Raw genomic sequence first — 18,256 nt, 5'->3', positions numbered from 1 at the left:
CTCACCCTCTATCCCTCTCCACAGCATGTAGAGGGACGGTACTACAGTGCAATTCAAAACTTTTGATTCTTCCATATCATCCTTAGAATAATTCCTTGCACACCTGAACGATCAGTTAGTTTTTCATTTCCCGTCATCTTAAGTTTTCTTGTTTTCCCTCTTACATTTACTCCACACGCACTGACCTTAGGCGCCCCTCTCCTCAGCGGGGAGAGGGGGGGTGAGGTTCACTCTGTGCGCAACGATTTCACCGGGTTCGCCACCGCAGCTTTGATGGCCTGGAAACTTACGGTTACTATTGCTATTAACAGAATTGATATTCCTGCCAGCAGAAAAACATCCATACCAATAGAGATCCGGTAAGCAAATTCACTGAGCCAATTATTCATTGTCAGCCATGTTAGAGGAAATGCAAGCAAAACAGCAAAAAGTATGAGTTTCATAAAGTCTTTAGATAACATGATAGCTATGCTGCTTACCGTGGCGCCCACAATTTTTCTGATCCCTATTTCTTTTTGTTTTCGTTGAGCGGTAAAAGCGGCCAACCCAAACAAACCCAAACAGGAAATAATAATGGCAAGTCCTGTAAAATATTTTGACAATACAGATACTCTTGTTTCACTTACATACAGGGCCTGGTATTCAGCATCGAGGAATTTGTAATCAAAAACCAGCCCCTTGTTAAAATCGCTATAAATTTTTTTAATCATTTCAATGGTCTGCTTCTCTGTTCCGTGCTTTATTTTAACGATAACATTAGGCATAACAGGATAAGCCTGGAAAAAACAGGGTTTTATGGTTTGATACAACGATTCAAAATTGAAATCTTCGGCTACTCCCACTATTTGCCGTTCCTGCCCCCAGAATTTTATCGTTTTTCCAATGGGGTCTTTAAGCCCCATTTCCTTTATAGCTGATTCATTAAAGATGATCTCTCCGGATGTATTGTTATTGTTAGAAAAACTTCTTCCTTCTTTCATTTTTATTCCAACTGTTTCAATAAAACCATAGCCAACTTCGAGGTTCGAAAAATTGATCGTTTTTGTTGGATCTTTGCCCGGCCATTGAAAATCGCTTATAGCGCCGTGGTCTCCATTCAGGTTATGATAATAACTGCCAACTTGTATCACCCCCGATATATTTTTTAATTCATTTACAAAAGACGTTGTGGCAGCGATCTTGGCCGGATCCATTTCGAGCGGTATTGCGAAATCAATAACGTTATCCCTGCTGTACCCGGGATTCCTGAATTGTATATAATTTACCTGCCTGTAAATAATAATAGCAGCCGCTATGGCAATTACCGATAAGGTGAACTGAAAAACCACCAATCCCTTCCTGATCCATAATTCACTCAGAGATGTTTTAAGTTTCCCTTTAAGAACAACAGCCGGTTTAAAGCCTGAAATATAAAATGCAGGATAACTGCCAGCCACAATCCCTGTAATAAGCGTAATTAAGATAACGGATAAAACAGGCGCGTTACTGAACCGCAGGGTGAGGGTTTTACCTGTAATATCATTAAATGCAGGCAACAACAGGATAATTAATGCAACAGCCACGAATAATGATAAAAAACTCATTATTACAGATTCTCCAAGGTATTGCATGATTATGGACAACCTGCGTGCCCCTACTACTTTTTTTATGCCCACTTCTTTTACCTTACGGGAGGCTTTTGCTGTTGATAAATTCATGAAGTTGATGCAGGCGATCACAAGGATGAAGATGGCAATAAGAGAAAATAATTTCACATAGGTAATTCTTCCCCCGGTTACTATGCCGTTGGTATATTGCCCATAAAGATATTTATCTGAAAATCGCCGTATAAATAGTGTTCTTCCGGTCTCTTTGCTTTTTTGTTCAAAAAAATTTCTGATCTTATTATTGAACTGATTAACATTTGTTCCTTCTTTAAGCAGCACATAGGTATAAGGGTCACTATTACCCCATTCCTGCATGCCGGGCCGCTTTTCAACAAATAAATCGAAATTAAAAAGAGCGTCAAATTTCATAGAAGCAGCAGCCGGGTTTTTCCTGAATATTCCTGTTATCAGATAGGAACCATTAAATTCGTTTTGGTTCCATTCAATGCTTTTTCCAACGACATTTTCGGTCGTGTGGAAAAGCCTTTGGGCTAATTCATCAGAGATGGCTATGAAATGTTTCCCGGTCAATAATTTATTTTTATCTCCTTCTATAAAAGAACAGGAGAACATATTGAAAAAATCTTTGCTGATAAACTGACCTCCCGCTTTTATACTATTGTTGTCAAAGGAAATAATCCCGCTGCTGGAAAACCATGAAGCCGGTACAACTGTTGATGCGTATTCTACTTCCGGCATTTCTGTTGCCAAAGCTTTAGCCAGAATTCCGGCAGTGTTTTCTAGTGTTTGTATGCCATTTTCCTGACGGATATTTTGCATTACCTGGTAGAGTTGCTCATCTTTCGGATTATACTTATCCATCTGAAGTTCATCTGTTAACCAAAGCCAGATCAATAATGCACAAGCAAGTCCCGTTGAAAGCCCCGAAAGATTTAGCAGTGTAAATTGCCTGTCCTTTATTAAATTCCGACAGGTAATTTTTAGATAGTTTTTTATCATATAAATAGCTTGTTAATTATTCTATTCTCATCCCGCTTTAATAAGGAAGGAATGTTCATCCTGCCTCCATCTTAATTTAAAATCATTCCGTTCGAAGTGACTTCACAGGGTTCGCAACTGCTGCTTTGATAGCCTGGAAGCTTACCGTAAGCAATGCCAGAACCAAAGCCGTTATTCCGGCTACAATAAATACGCCTCCGGTTAATTCGATTCTGTAGGCAAAATCTTCCAACCATTTGCTCATTGCGTACCATGCAATGGGAGTAGCAATGCACAATGCAATGAGTACAAGCTTTAAAAAATCTTTTGATAATAAGACCACAATGCCTGCCACACTGGCCCCAAGTACTTTGCGGATTCCTATTTCTTTAATGCGCTGGCTGACAGAAAAAGTAGCGAGGCCGAATAGTCCAAGACAGGCGATAAGGATGGCGAGTATAGAAAATAAGAAAGCGATTTGGCCCTGTTTTTTTTCCGCGTCATACTGCTTTGCAAAGTTCTGATCAAGAAAATGATATGTAGCCTGGTTCGTTTTATCAAACTGGCGGTACACTTTATCAATGTAAGCAAGCCCCTCTGGAATTTTCCCTTTTGCAATCCGCACATACAGGTTATCTTCCATAGAAGAGGCCGATGGCATTACCATTACCAGGGGTTCTATTTTGTGTTGCAATGAATACGTGTGAAAATCTTTTATAACACCTATTACTTTTTTAGGTGCTGTGTTCCCATCGTCATCCGATGCTTTCAGCATTTGTTTGCCAACCGGTTCTTTCCACCCTAATTCCCTTACCAGTGTTTCATTAACTAAAACGGAACCGGATTGATCAGCGGGTATAGCCTCAGAAAGATTTCTTCCCTCTAATAGTTTTATTTCCATTGTATTTACAAAATCAGCATCCACCATTAATTCCTGTGCCATTTTTGTATGATCCGAAACTGCGCCATTGTTTTCTTCATATTTATATCCATTGCCGCCCAGGTTGTTATTGCCAATAGGATTGCCTGCTGCAGCCACGCTTTTTATAAGAGGGTTTTGCAACAATTGTGCTTTTAATGCTGGTATTTGATTGCGAACCTTTTTATCATCAATATGAAAAGTGAGTACTTCGTCTTTGTTAAACCCGAGATTGGTGTGCAAAGCATATTGTAATTGCTGGTAAATAATAACAGCGCCTGCAATCATTACCACCGTAATTACAAACTGGAAAACCACCAATGACTTTCTGAAGAATATACTTCCGGATTGCTTTCCCAATTGGCCTTTAAGTGCAGGAATAGGTTTAAATTTTGCTAAAAATAAAGAAGGGTAAATACCACTGATGAAGCCGGTTAACAGTGAAAATGCAATCAAACAAAGGATAGTATTTAAAATACCAAAACGGTTTGCCGACAGCTCTTTTGCGGTAAGTTCATTAAACAAAGGAAGCGTTAGCGATACTATAACTGCTGCAATGAATGCCGCAATGCATGTTACCAGCACTGCTTCTGTAATGAACATGCCTGCAATAGAACGCTTTCCTGAACCAATGGCTTTGCGCACCCCAATTTCTTTTATGCGTGAAGCAGAAAGCGCAGTAGTAAGGTTCATATAATTGATCATGGCAATGATCAATATCAACAGGGCGATAGCAGCAAAAGTATAAACGCGGTTAATATTTCCGTTAGCGCTAAGCTCGTATCCAAGATTAGAATGCAGGTGAATAGATGTAAGCGGTTGCAACTCCATTTTATAATCCGTAATTCCCATTGCTTTTTGAATGGTTTCAGCCGCAAAAGCCGGGAGCTTTTTTTCCAGTTCTGTATAATTAATCCCTTCCTTTAAAAGCAGGTAAGTATAGATGCTGAAATTTTGCCAGTCACCCGTATCATCAGCTGGGAAGGGGCGTACCGCACTAAAGCGCAAATGCGAATTACCTGGGATGTCTTTAATAATGGCAGTAATAGTGGATGGAAACTGCTTATCAAAATAAATGGTTTGGTGGAAAGCCTTTTCGGCGCTGCCAAAAAGTTTTAGGGCAAGGCTATTCGTAATTACTACAGCCGAAGGCTGGTTCAGGGCAGAACCGGCATCACCGTATAAAAAATCATAAGAAAAAATATGCAATAAACTTTTATCTGCAAATACGATATCACCCTGTTTTATGTTTTTATCTCCATAAGTAATGATGCCTCCGCCTTCAGTGTTAATTCTTACCGCATCTTCAATTTCAGGGAAAGCTGTTTTCAATGCAGGTGCAAAGGGAGCCGAAGTTAGGGCCAGGTGAAGATCATTGTCACTCCACCGCGAATGTTGCACTACGCGTACTATCCTTTCGGCATTGGCATTATAACGATCGTAACTCAGTTCATCGGCTATATATAAAACGATCAGCCAGAATGCGGCCAGCCCGAGCGCCAGTCCCAGGAGATTGATGCCTGAAAAAATTTTATTTCTCCTTATCGTTCTCAGCGCTGTTGTGAGGTGATTTTTGAACATATGGATTGCTTGAAGAATGAGCGGATGAAGCTATTTTCCCAAGACATGTGCCACTTTGTAACAAGCTGAATTGTAATTACTTGTAACCTTTAATAAAAGATATTGTGCGATAACGGACGAAAGGTGTACGATAACGGACGGTGCCTCACCCCGCACGACTGAGCCAGTCCGGCGGGGATGAGCCACAGGGTTGGCTCAAAAAATTTCTGCTTTGATGATCTGTGATGTTTGATTTTATTTTTAAATCAGACATCACTAAATCAGACATCAGACATCCTGTTCCGTTCTTAACCGCTCTTTGAGAGCCGTAGCTATTCGGTGCGAAGGCTCTTCACCGGGTTGGCTACTGCCGCTTTTATAGATTGATAGCTGATGGTGAGCAGCGCGATCATTACCGATACCAGGCAGGCCAATGCAAATACCCACCATTGAATGCTTACACGGTAAGAATAATCCTGCAACCATTTGTACATGGCCCACCACGACAATGGTGCAGCGATAATAAAAGACACGATAACAAGCTTTAAAAAATCCTTTGAGAGCAGGGCGGTGATGCCCGTAACCGATGCACCCAATACCTTTCTAACGCCAATCTCTTTAATCCTGTTTTCGGCCATATAGGTAGCCAGTCCAAACAATCCTAAGCAGGAAATGAAAATGGTAAGTCCTGCGAACAATGCAGCAAGGGTTCCCTGCCGTTGTTCATTTTCAAATTTCTTGGCATATTCCTCATCAACAAATTTGTAATCGAAAGGATATTCCGGATTGTATTTTTTGAAAATGGTTTCGGCAGCTTTCAGGTTTTGTGCAACGGGCTGCTTATCGTTAAGCTTAATAAGCACGGTTTGAAACCAGTTGGATTTTGCACCCATGATGAGCATCGGGCGGATGGGCTCATAGGGAGAAGTAATGATAAAATCTTTTATTACGCCTATAATATGCCACGATATACCATTGTCTTTTACTGTTTTGCCAAGCGGCTCTTTAAATTTCATCACCTTCAGCGAAGATTCGTTGATGATCATTCCTGTTGAATCTGTTGGAAATTTTTTCAGGTCGAAGTCGCGCCCCTGGACGAACTGCATGCCTGTTGCGGTTCCCAGCCCGTCATCGGCCACATAGCGGTAAAAATCCGTTTTATCGTTCGGATCTTTTCCTTCCCATTCCTGTCCCCAGCCATCGCTCCACACTTCTGTAAGAGGCGAATTGGTTTTTACAACCGATGTAGCAGCGCCGGAAGCAAGCAGTTCGTTCTTAATAAGCGCATAATTTTTTTCAATATCGTTTGAAAAGAAATGATAGACCAGGTTGTTTTTATCATATCCTGTTTGCCGGTCGCGGGCATAATCAATCTGCTGCTTAACGATAATGGTGCAGATAATAAGGATAATAGCGAATGTAAATTGAAGTACTACCAGAATTTTACGTGGCGTAACCAAAGCGTGTACCTTTTTAAAAGTTCCTTTGAGCACTTTTGCCGGCTGAAAGGACGAAAGAAAAAACGCCGGGTAGCTGCCTGCCAGCACGCCTGTAAATACAATAAAGCCCATACCCGCAAGCCAGGTGTTAATATCCGCAAAATCAATGAACAACTTTTTATCTGTTAGCTGGTTGTAGGCGGGTAAGCTAATGACTACAATAATAAGGGCAAGCAGGGCTGCCAGGAACGATAATAAAATGGATTCCCCGATAAATTGCCCCACCAGTGTTCCTTTGCGGGCGCCCACCACTTTGCGAATACCTACTTCTTTTGCCCTTTTTTCGCTGCGCGCCGTGCTCAGGTTCATAAAATTGATGCAGGCGATGAGCAGAATAAACGCGGCTATAATGCCAAACAAACGTACAAATTCAATGCGTCCGCGGCCGTCTTCCACTCCGTTGGTAAAACCCGAATACAACCGCCATTTTCGCAAGGGATATATAAACATTTCCCATTTATCTGTACGCGCTTCCTCATCGTATTTTTGCTTCAATACCTGCAATTTGGGGGCTACAGAAGCCAGCGTGGCATTGGGCTTCAGCATTACATAGGTGCGGGTGCTGTTGTTGCCCCAACTGGAATCATCACCGCCGGTATGCCTTAAATACGACCAGGGTATCAGATATTCGGAAGTAAATCTTGAATGATTGGGAAAGTCTTTTAAAATACCTGTTACGGTAAAATTATCCTTGTTATCCACTTTAAGTATCTTACCCATCGCGTCTTCATTACCAAAAAGGCTTTTTGCCATCTTTTCCGTAAGGAGGATGGAATGCATATCATTGAGCGCTGTGGCAGGATTGCCCCTGAGCAGGGGAAAGCTGAACATTTGAAGAAAGCCTGTATCCACCGTATTGCCGGACTTCATTATTCTTTTATCGCCTACAGTAAACAGCAGGTTGCTGTTCCAGTTTACCCGCACGGCCCTTTCTACTTCAGGGAGGTCATGCTCGAGCGTTCTTGCCAGTATTTTGGGTGTGGTGTTCCAGCACATAAGCTTGCCGTCAAAACGTGCCCGGTTCCAGGCTTCGTAGATCCTGTCTTTTTTATCATGGAACTGGTCATAGCTCACTTCGTTCTGTATCCAGAGTAAGATAAGCATAGCGCTGGCCATGCCTATGGCCAGCCCGGTAATATTAATGGTTGAAAAGCCCTTGTTGCGCACCAGGTTGCGATACGCTGTCTTAAAGAAATTTTTAATCATACGACTGTATAAGAAAGATGAAATCCCGCCGGCGGAATATTATCAAAAACGACAGGCGCCGGCCCAAGTAAAGACCGGCAAAAAAAATCAATGTTGCATAGTATGTACGTATCAGTAAAAAAAATGTTACACTTCAACCGGTGTTATGTTGTTTATCGTTTTGAACTAGCCGTCTGACGCTTCTCATGTCGCGTGACGACCGGCTCCATTTTCACATTTATATTCCGTGTACGGAGCAACTTTTGCTTCACTCCGTTCGCAATGACTGAACCGGGTTGGCCACCGCTGCCTTTATTGCCTGGAAACTGATGGTTATCAGCGCAACGAGTGCGGCTGTTATACCAGCCACTGCAAACACCCACCAGCTTAAGTTTATCCTGTATGCAAAATCCTGCAGCCATGTGTACATCGAGTATCCCGCCAGCGGTGCAGCTATCACAAAGGAAATGAACACCAACCACAAAAAATCCTTTGATAAAAGATTTACAATATTGGTTACCGATGCACCCATTACTTTGCGAATGCCAATTTCCTTGGTACGTTGCGCGGTGCTGTGAGATGCTAACCCAAGCAAACCCAGGCAAGAAATGAAGATGGCCAATACCGCAAAATTCAGAAATAGTTTTCCAAACCGTTCTTCACTCCGGTATTGCCTGTCAAAAAATTCATCCAAAAAATAATAGCTGAACGGGCGGTTAGGAATGGTTGTTTTCCATTTGCTTTCGATAGCCTTAATCGTTGCCGGCAAATTGGTGGCAGACACTTTTACTGAAACCAGGTCACAGCCATCGGGTTCTATACGCATGCTCAACGGTTTAATGTCTTGTTGCAAAGAACGAAAATGAAAGTCCTTCATAACACCGATGATCTTTCCTTCGCGGCCCCATTGCCTGAAACGGCGGCCGACTGCCTGTTCCGGGCTACTGTACCCAAACATCTTTACTGCAGCTTCGTTTAACAACATTGCCTGCGTGGTATCTGTTCCAAATTCCTTTTGAAAGCTACGCCCTGCCGCCATTTTTATATTGAACTGGTTGATGTAATCAAAGTCAACAAAATACAGGTCAAGATTAGCGATTTGTAAATCACCTTTCCTGTTTTCTATTTCGGAATAAGCGCCGCGATTTCCCCCACCGGGAACGCTCGATGACAGCGCCGAAGATTTTATGCCCGGAACACTTAACACGGATTGTTTAAATGCCATTCTGCCCGGGTCGCCGTTGGTATTGATCACCATTACCTGGTCCTTGCTGAAACCCAGGTCGCGGCTGCGCATAAATTTCATTTGCGTATATACGATGAGTGTTCCGATGATCAGCGCAATGGAAATGGTAAACTGTCCTATTACCAGTGCTTTTCTCAAAACGATACCGCGTGTGCCTGTTGCAAAGCGTCCTTTCAGTACAGTTGTGGGCTTAAACGAAGATAATACCAGTGCAGGGTAGGCGCCTGCCAGCAAACCAATACCTATTGAGGCAATAAACAGGATAAGAACGTGTTGCGGATCTGCAAAAATACTTGTAGCAATGGTTTTACCAGCCATGTGGTTAAACGAAGGCAGCAGCAGTGCCGCCAGCCCGGTGGTGAGGATATAAGAGAGGAGACACAGCAATACAGATTCTCCTATAAATTGTCGTGCCAGTTGGCTTTTGGCCGCACCCACTACTTTTCTTATGCCTACTTCTTTAGCTCTTTCACTGGATCGTGCAGTAGTAAGATTGATAAAATTGATACATGCGATCAGTAATATAAACACGGCAATAACGGAAAAGATATATACATTGCTGATATTGCCCTTTTTAGAATCACCGTTTCGTGTGGAACGAAGATAAACGTCTCTTAGTGGCTCGAGCAATAGTGTAGCATACATTTGCTGTTGCTTCATTTCGGTACCGTTTCTCTTTTCCAGGAAGTCGGGGAATTTTCTTGCCAGGGCTTTGGCATTTGTTCCTTTCTTTAACAGCAGGTAGGCAGAAGCGCCATAGTTTCCCCATTGGTCATCGAGCCCGGGATTAAATTTTTTGGTGAGCGTAGTCATAGACACCAGCATGTCTGCCTTTATATGCGCATTCTCCGGCATGTCTTTCATAATGCCTGTTACGGTTGCACTTATCCCTTCTCCCGTTAATAAGAGTGTTTGTCCTACAGGATCGCTGTTGCCAAAATATTTCTTTGCCGCTGTTTCGGAAAAAACAATGCTTAACGGGTCTTTTAAAGCTGTTGAAGGATTGCCATGAATTAACTTGAAATCAAACATGCCAAAAAAAGCAGAGTCGGCCCATAGTGCATTTTCTTCCTGGAATTTGATATCTCCTTTTCGTACCAGTAGGCTCACATCACCAACGCGCACTGCCGATTCAATTTCGGGAAACTCGCTGATGATGTGCGGTGGCACTGCCCATGAAGGACCGCTTGCTTTAATGACTTCGGTAGGCGTTTTAATATCGCAAACGATGCGGTAAATACGATCGGCTTTTGTATTAAATGCGTCGTAGCCCAATTCAAATTTCACAAATAGAAAAATAAGGAAGCAGGCCGTCATACCTACTGTAAGTCCCATGATGTTAATAAATGAAAACACCCTGTGTCGCCACAGGTTGCGAAACGCTATTTTCAGATAGTTTTTTATCATAAAAAAAGATTATTGGTCTTGCCCAGGGGTAGGGAGGTTAGTTGATTTTGATTTTAATATTTTTCACATTTCCCACATTTGTATTATTCCGTTCTCAAACGCTCTTTGAGAGCCGTAGCTATTCGGTGCGAAGGCTCTTCACCGGGTTAGCCAACGCAGCTCTTACCGCCCTGTAACCAACCGTTATCCATGCGATGGTGAGCGATGCAACAATGGCTAGCACAAAAACACCTAGGCCCATATCAATCCGGTAAACAAAATTCTGTAACCAGCCGTTCATGATATACCAGCCCACCGGCACTGCAACCAGGAAGGCGATGGCAATGAGCAAAGTAAATTCACGCGAAAACAACAATACAATATTGCTTATACTTGCGCCCAGTACTTTGCGAATGCCCACTTCCTTTGTTTTTTGTACAGCCATATATGACACCAATCCATATAGCCCAAGACAGGATATGAAGATGGCAATACCGGCGAAAATTTTGTACAGCAGCGATAGCTGGGTTTCCTGTCGGTAAAACCGTTCTATGGTTTCATCAGAAAAATGACTGGTATAAGCATATTCCGGGTATGTTTTTTCCCATAGCTTTTGTATTTGGGCTGTTGTTTGAGCAAGGTTTTGCGTACGGAGCTTTACGGCAATTGTAAAATAGAAATCTTTTCTTGCTGCGATAGTCAGTGGCTTTACTTCTTCACGCAGGGAGTTTACTTTAAAATCTTTTACTACACCTACTACCGGTAACCATTGGCCGCCACCCATCCGCAGGTTCTTTCCAACAGCTTGTTTGGGATCCTGTAATCCCAGTCTCTTTGCCAGGGTTTCATTAATTAAATATTCCTTTACTGTATCACTGGCCGAATAACTTCTTCCGGCTATTATCTGCAATCCGAATGTTTGTACATAATCCTCATCAGCATATTTAGAAAAAACCGGGAAGGGGGCATCTTCTTTATTATCGAAAGCAAAATTGGAAGCCCAGTTGTTTTCGGAAGAAGCTTCATCGCTTGCAAATGAAACGCTTATTACATTGGGATTTTGCAGCAATTGTTCCTTTAGCGGATTTCTTCTGGCCAGGTTTTCACTGCTGCTATTTGAAGGCAACACCAGCACCGCATCTTTATTGAATCCCAGGTCTGCATTGCGTACAAACTTCATCTGGCTAACGGCTACTATAGTTCCAATGATCAGCACCTGTGAAATGGCAAATTGCGTAACAACCAAAACTCTTCTTAAGGAAATGCCACCCATACTGGCAACACTGATCTTGCTTTTTAACGCAAGCGCAGGTTTAAACCCCGAGATGATCAAAGCGGGGTAGGCGCCGGATAACAGGGTAACCAAAATCAATACGGTGGTTAAGAATAGGCTGCTTGCCGGTGTGAACAGCGAAATGCCGGGAGGGACACTGGCAACATTGCTTAACCAGGGCATCACCAATCTGGCAATACCGAGCGCCAGCATAAGTGAAAAGAAAACAACGAGAAAGGTTTCGCCCATTACCTGGCGTATAAGTTGACCACGGCTGCTGCCTAAAACTTTGCGGATGCCAACTTCGGTACCCCGGCCAATAGCCTGTGCGCTGGAAAGATTGATGAAGTTGATGGAAGCCATAATAATGATCAGTACGCCAATCAGCGCAAGTGTTAACAAAATCGTTTTGCTGGAGCTGTGATCACCAAGTGCACCATATTGCATATTAAAGTGAAAGTCTTTCATGGGCTGTAGTACCAGCATTCTTTCATCCCGTCCTGTATTACGGGAATGCTTTTTGACGAAGCCTTTTATTCCGGACCGGATACTTTCTGCAGTTACATGTGGCGGGAGCATGAAATATAACTGGTGATTGCTGCTGAGGCTTCCCCATTCGGCAGAATAACCAAAATTATCAGGGTATTTTTTAAAGGCTTCGTACGATGCAAATATTTTTATCGGGAAGTCGGTATTGGCTGGCATATCTTCTACAATACCGGATACCTGCAGCAGTACGGTGTTATCTAATTTCAGGAACTGACCTACAGCGTTTTTCCAATCGCCAAAATATTTTATGGCAGTAGATCTGTCAATGACGACATTGCCAGGGTCTGCCAGGGATTTTTTGTTTCCTGTAAGCCATTTCGTATTGAATATATCAAAATAAGCAGGCTGGGTAAAAATCATATTGCCCTCTTCTATAAATTTTTTGCTGATCGCCACATCACTGTTGGGATTGTTTCCCAGAACGGTAAACTGGTTGCGGGAACTTGCGTTCAATGCAACCATTTTTTTAATTTGAGGAAAAATTGCTTTCAATGCATCATAAGCCGGGCATGGTACACCTGGGTTATAATCCACACTACCGTCTGCATGCTTTGATGATGTGACGATGCGGTAAATGCTGTTGTAGTTTGTTTGAAAGGTATCGTAGCTCAGTTCATATGACACCACTATAAAAATGAGCAGGGAAGCAGCGATGCCTGTTGCAAGTCCTGCCACGTTAATAGTGGTATGCGCCTTATGCCTTGCCAGGTTGCGCCATGCGATTTTAAAATAGTTTTTGAACATAAAGTGTTATTTATGATGTCTGATTTATTGATTGTTGATTTTCACACTCCTCACATTTTCAAATTTGCATTACTCCGTATGGAGTGATCTCACAGGATTTGCCACCGCCGCTTTAATAGATTCATAACTCACCGTTAGCCAGGCAATCAATAATGCAGTTGCACAGGCTGCAAGAAATATGGTCCAGTTGAATTCAATCCGGTAGGCAAACCCGTCAAGCCATTTGCTCATGGCCACCCAAGAGAGGGGGATTGCTATGCACATCGCAATCAATATTAACCCCGTAAAGTTTGCAGACAAAAGATATACGATATTGAATATTGAAGCCCCCAGTACTTTGCGTACGCCAATCTCTTTTGTACGCTGTTCTGCCATGAAGGCAGACAATCCGTATAACCCGAGACAGGAAATAAAAATAGCGAGTGCGGCAAAGAGATTAAATATGCCACCCATCTGCTGCTCGCCACGATATAAATTATCAATATCCTTATCGAGGAAACTGTAAGCAAATGGATAAGAAGGATTGAGGGAGTGGCTGATGTCTTTCAGCGCGGCTATAGTGGCTTCTGTTTTTCCGGGTTGCGTACGTACCATTACCAATCCGCCGTATTTGTTAAATCTCAGTACCAATGGCTCAATGGCATATTGCAACGGTTTAAAATTGAAATCTTTTACTACCCCTATCACCGTCCCTTTATTATCGCCAAACCTGATGTTTTGCCCCACCACATTATTTATATTCATTCCCATCACCTGCATCATCTTTTCATTGATCATGTAATTCGAACTGTCTGTTGTCAGCGCCGCGGAAAAACCACGGCCGGCAAGCAGCTTTACTTTGAAAACATCCATAAATTTTACATCCACATCTATTGAAGGCACTACTACCTGAGATTTAGGATCTCTACCCGGCCAATCAATATCCGTTGTGCCGGAAATGAGCGCAGTAGGTAAATCTGAAATCACTGAAAAATCGGAGGTAAGCGGATTTTGTTGCAGTGCAGACCTCAATGACTGCCGCTTATTCCACAACTCACCCGTCATGGGTACATACAGCAGGTTTTCCTTGTCGAAGCCGAGATTTTTGTTTTTAATAAAATTCAGTTGCCGGTATACTACAGCGGTCCCTGTGAGCAACAATATAGCTACTACGAATTGAGCAACAACAAGTGTATTCCGTAATATAAAACTGGCGTCCGCCACTTTAACTTTTCCTTTCAGCACTTTCACCGGTTTAAAGCCTGAAAGGAATAAAGCAGGATAGCTGCCAGACAGGATGCCGGTGACGGATGCTATGATCAACAGGTTGATCCATAGCTCGCCACTAAACGCATTTATAGTCAATTCCTTTCCAGACAGGGTGTTGAATACCGGTAATAGCAGGTATACTATACCGATAGCAACAAGCAGTGAAATGAAGGCAATGATCATGGCTTCACCTAAAAACTGGAGAATGATCTGGTAACGGCTGGCACCAACAACTTTTCTCAATCCTACTTCCTTTGCACGCCGCGCTGACCGGGCTGTGGCTAGGTTCATAAAGTTGATGCACGCTACCGCAAGAATAAAGATAGCCACTATGAAAAAAATGTTGACATACTGGATATTGCCATGTCCGGGCAAATCAATCTGCAGATCAGAATGCAGATGAATATCCGGTAATGGCTGCAGGTGAAAATCCACTTTGAGTCCGTCGCCGTTATGCGCCCTGTGAATGGCCTTGATTTTTTTGATGATACCGGGTATGCCTGCTTTGTTGAAGTTGTTATGAAACTGAATATATGTATAGAAATTAAAATTGCCCCAAACCTTGTTGATCAAATCATAGTCTGTCCGGGCAAGCGTTGCCATAGGAAAAATGATATCAAACCGGAAATGAGCATTAGACGGTGCATTTGCCAAAATGCCTTTTACTACAAAGTTTTCATTATTGTTTACGCGTATCATTTTACCTACAGCATCTTCGCTCCCAAAATATTTCTTTGCAATATCCTGAGTGATTAAAACACCGTCAGCGCTGTTCAGTGCTGTTTTACGGTCGCCACTAAGCAGGGCATAGGAAAAGACCTGCAGGAAATTGGAGTCAGCAAAAAAAACACGATGTTCTTCAAATTTTTTGTCACCGACTTCTACCAGGCTGGTAGACGGCTTGCTTATACGTACCGTAGCTTCTATTTCCGGCATTTCCGCCCGCAATTCTTCCGCCATACCTGCCGGACTTACGGCAGCTTTGAAATCACCGGCATTACAGGTGAGACGGTATATCTCATGTGCATGCCGGTTGAAGCGATCATAACTTAACTCGTGCTGTACCCAAAGCAAAATAAGTATACTGCAGGCCATGCCAATAGATAGTCCTGCTATATTGAGTATGGAATATGCTTTATGCCTTGTAATATTCCGCCAGGCGATTTTGAAATAGTTTCTAAACATTTATTGTTTATGATTTTTACTTTTGGTTTTGATCTCTCCTGAGAAGTTTAGCCTCATCCTCTTATCCTTCTCCTATAGAGAAGGACGGTGCTATAGTACAATTTCAGGTTATATTAACTACCACATCATCTATTGAACTAATCCCAGCATTACATTTTCACACCTCCACATTTGCCTGCGGTCTGACGCTTCCTTCGTAGCGTACCCACCGCTTTCATTTTCACCCGCCTATTCAGTCGGGCAGGCATTTCCACATTTTCACATCTCCACATTTGTATCATTCACTCCTCAAAGCCTTCACCGGGTTAGCAACAGCCGCTCTTACGGTATGAAATATAACCGTAAGCATCGTTATCAACAACACAACCAGCGCTGAAAGTATAAATGGCATTATACTTAACCCCGTATTGTATGGAAATATCTTCAGCCATTTCGCCATAAAATACCATGCAACCGGAAAAGCTACAATACAGGATAATCCAACCAGTACAACAAAATTTTTAGTAATCAGCGGAACGATCTGGCCAACATTCGCACCCATTACTTTACGGATGCTGATCTCTTTCTGTCTTTGTTCTGTTGTAAAGGCAATCAAACCCAGAAGTCCAAGGCATGTAATAAGTATTGTAAGTATAGAGAATGCGGTAAATATTTTTCCACGTTTCTGATCGGCGGCATATTGAGAATCAAAATCCTGGTCAAGGAATGTATACTGAAAAGGAATATCGGGAAATATTTTTTTCCAGGTATTTTCTATACGCGTAATAGCAGAAGAAATATTTGCAGTGCTTAATTTTAGCTGGATAAGATTGGTATTGGGCCGGTACAATAAGATCAATGGAGTAATAGGATTGTATAATGACTTTTGATTGAAGTCTTTCACTACGCCTACCACTTCAAGATAATTACCTGAAGTATCACCGGGAAATTTCACTCTTTTGCCAAGCGGATTATCGCCCCAGCCAAATTCCTGTACCATTTTCTCATTCACCAGCATACCATGCAGCGTATCCGGAAGTCCTGAAAAGTTTCTGCCCTTTGCCAATTTAATACCGAGTGTTTTAATATAGTCTTCATCAATAGCATATACATCTACTCCTTTATCTACATATCCGTCTTTTGTTTGAACAGAAAATAAATTAAAACTATTTCCCTGCCCCGGCACTGAGCTTGCAGCACTAACAGAAAGTACCTGCGGGTTATTGCGCATTTCATTCTTAAAAGAAAGAACAGCACTTTGTATATCCCTGTCTGTAACAGCCGATGCAGTCATCACCTGGGCTTTATCAAAACCAAGATCCTTGTTTCTTAAATATCGAAGTTGTCCATATACCACCCATGTGCAAATGAGCATAATCATGGATATGGAAAACTGTATCACCACTAAAGCCTTTCTTAAATTAGCATTGCTGGAGCCTTTTGACAAGCTTCCCTTTAATACATCAACCGGGTTAAACTTTGATAGATAAAATGCCGGGTAACTGCCGCCCACAATTCCAACAAACACAACTACAGCCAGCAGAATAAGTATAGTATCTGGTCTGAATAATGTACCGAACGAAATATATTTCCCGGCCAGTGTATTGAACATTGGAAGGAACAGCGCAATCAGCCCTATACTCAATAATAAAGCAACTAAAGCCGTAAGTGTTGATTCAATCAAAAACTGTAATACCAGTTGTGTTTTATTTGAACCGGTTACCTTTCTTATACCTATTTCCTTTGCTCTTCTCGCTGATCTCGCGGTAGTGAGATTCATATAGTTAATGCAGGCGATCAGCAACATAAAAAATGCAACAGCCGAAAATATGTAGATATAAGACATGCTACCCGTTTCTTCAGGCTCGTTAGCGGTATTGGAATGAAGATGTATGGAGGTGATGGGTTGCGCTTCAAACTTTATTTTAATATTATACTGCGCAAAAATGGAAGCCAGGTATTTATCGTACATGGGTTTCATCTTATTATCAAAGACGGCGGCCGTTGTACCCGGTTTTAGTAATACATAGGTGAAGTAATCAAAGTTCCCCCAGTTATTCGCGAAATCGGCCGGAAGCGAACTCCTCGAAGCCAGGATATTAAAAATGAAATGGGAATTTTTGGGAACGTCTTTCATCACTCCCGTTACTTTGTATACCTTACCATTAACATTCTCCAAAGTTTTACCAACGTAAGATTTGTTTGTGCCAAAAAATTTTATAGCTGATGATTGAGAAAGTACAACTGTGTTGGGTTCTTTCAATGCTGTTTGTGGATTTCCTTCAATAAAAGGATAAGTAAATACACGAAACACATTACTGTCGGCAAAAAATACCTTGTCTTCATACAACCTTAACCCACCATTCTTAAACATGGTTCTTCCACTGTTTACAAATCGAACGGATTCCTCTACTTCAGGATAATCTTTTGCCAAAGCGGGTCCCATTGGAAAGGGCGCTATCGCCCAGCGCATGGTATCCCTGTCTGCCTCCTTAATGATGGAGTTTACACGAAATATTCTATCAGCTTTCTTATGATACCTGTCATAGCTTAACTCATCTTTAATATAAAAGATAAGGAACAAACCAAAAGTTATTCCAATGGTAAGCCCAAGAATATTTAAGAGGCTATACCATTTGTCTCTTTTAAAATTCCTCAGCGCAACGAGTAAGAGATTTTTTATCATTTGAGATTTGATATTTAGGATTTGATATTACCTCACCCTCTTATCCCTCTCCATGCAATGGAGAGGGACGGCACTACATAACAATTACAAACTTTTAGTTCTTCCATATCAGCATTTGAATAAATCCGGATAAGCGCTTTACATTTTTACATCTCTTCTATTTCCCGGTTGCCTTGAATGCCAGGTTGCTCCTCTCGCCATTCACTCAACCA

7 protein-coding genes are annotated in these 18,256 nt (G+C 42.1%); all 7 read right to left on the bottom strand.

Features of this window, described 5'->3' with window-relative positions:
- Nucleotides 1-227: 227 nt before the first annotated feature.
- The 7 genes from FRX45_RS10595 to FRX45_RS10565 all read right to left on the bottom strand — a co-directional run bounded on the left by FRX45_RS10595 (nucleotide 228) and on the right by FRX45_RS10565 (nucleotide 18,044).
- Entirely contained in the window at nucleotides 228-2,606 is a 2,379-nt protein-coding gene (locus FRX45_RS10595; RefSeq protein ID WP_152268398.1) for an ABC transporter permease, read from the bottom strand.
- An 82-nt stretch (nucleotides 2,607-2,688) separates the two neighbouring features.
- The gene (locus FRX45_RS10590; protein ID WP_152268397.1) at nucleotides 2,689-5,085 is read right to left on the bottom strand and encodes an ABC transporter permease; all 2,397 of its coding nucleotides are present in this window, start codon (nucleotides 5,083-5,085) and stop codon (nucleotides 2,689-2,691) included.
- Nucleotides 5,086-5,396: 311 nt separating this feature from the next.
- Nucleotides 5,397-7,769, bottom strand: coding sequence for an ABC transporter permease (locus tag FRX45_RS10585; RefSeq protein ID WP_152268396.1), 2,373 nt, complete (start codon nucleotides 7,767-7,769; stop codon nucleotides 5,397-5,399).
- Between the two features lie 247 nt (nucleotides 7,770-8,016).
- Nucleotides 8,017-10,401, bottom strand: coding sequence for an ABC transporter permease (locus FRX45_RS10580; protein WP_152268395.1), 2,385 nt, complete (start codon nucleotides 10,399-10,401; stop codon nucleotides 8,017-8,019).
- A gap of 118 nt (nucleotides 10,402-10,519) precedes the next feature.
- Entirely contained in the window at nucleotides 10,520-12,946 is a 2,427-nt protein-coding gene (locus tag FRX45_RS10575; RefSeq protein ID WP_152268394.1) for an ABC transporter permease, read from the bottom strand.
- Between the two features lie 69 nt (nucleotides 12,947-13,015).
- Nucleotides 13,016-15,379, bottom strand: a complete 2,364-nt coding sequence (locus FRX45_RS10570) for an ABC transporter permease (protein WP_152268393.1) — start codon at nucleotides 15,377-15,379, stop codon at nucleotides 13,016-13,018.
- 277 nt (nucleotides 15,380-15,656) lie between these two features.
- A complete protein-coding gene (locus FRX45_RS10565) occupies nucleotides 15,657-18,044 on the bottom strand; it encodes an ABC transporter permease (RefSeq protein ID WP_152268392.1) in 2,388 nt (795 codons plus the stop codon).
- Nucleotides 18,045-18,256 lie beyond the last annotated feature (212 nt).

This window comes from Agriterribacter humi, assembly GCF_009192765.1.
Taxonomy (GTDB): Bacteria; Bacteroidota; Bacteroidia; order Chitinophagales; family Chitinophagaceae; genus Agriterribacter; species Agriterribacter humi.
This window is presented reverse-complemented; position numbering and strand designations above follow the sequence as displayed.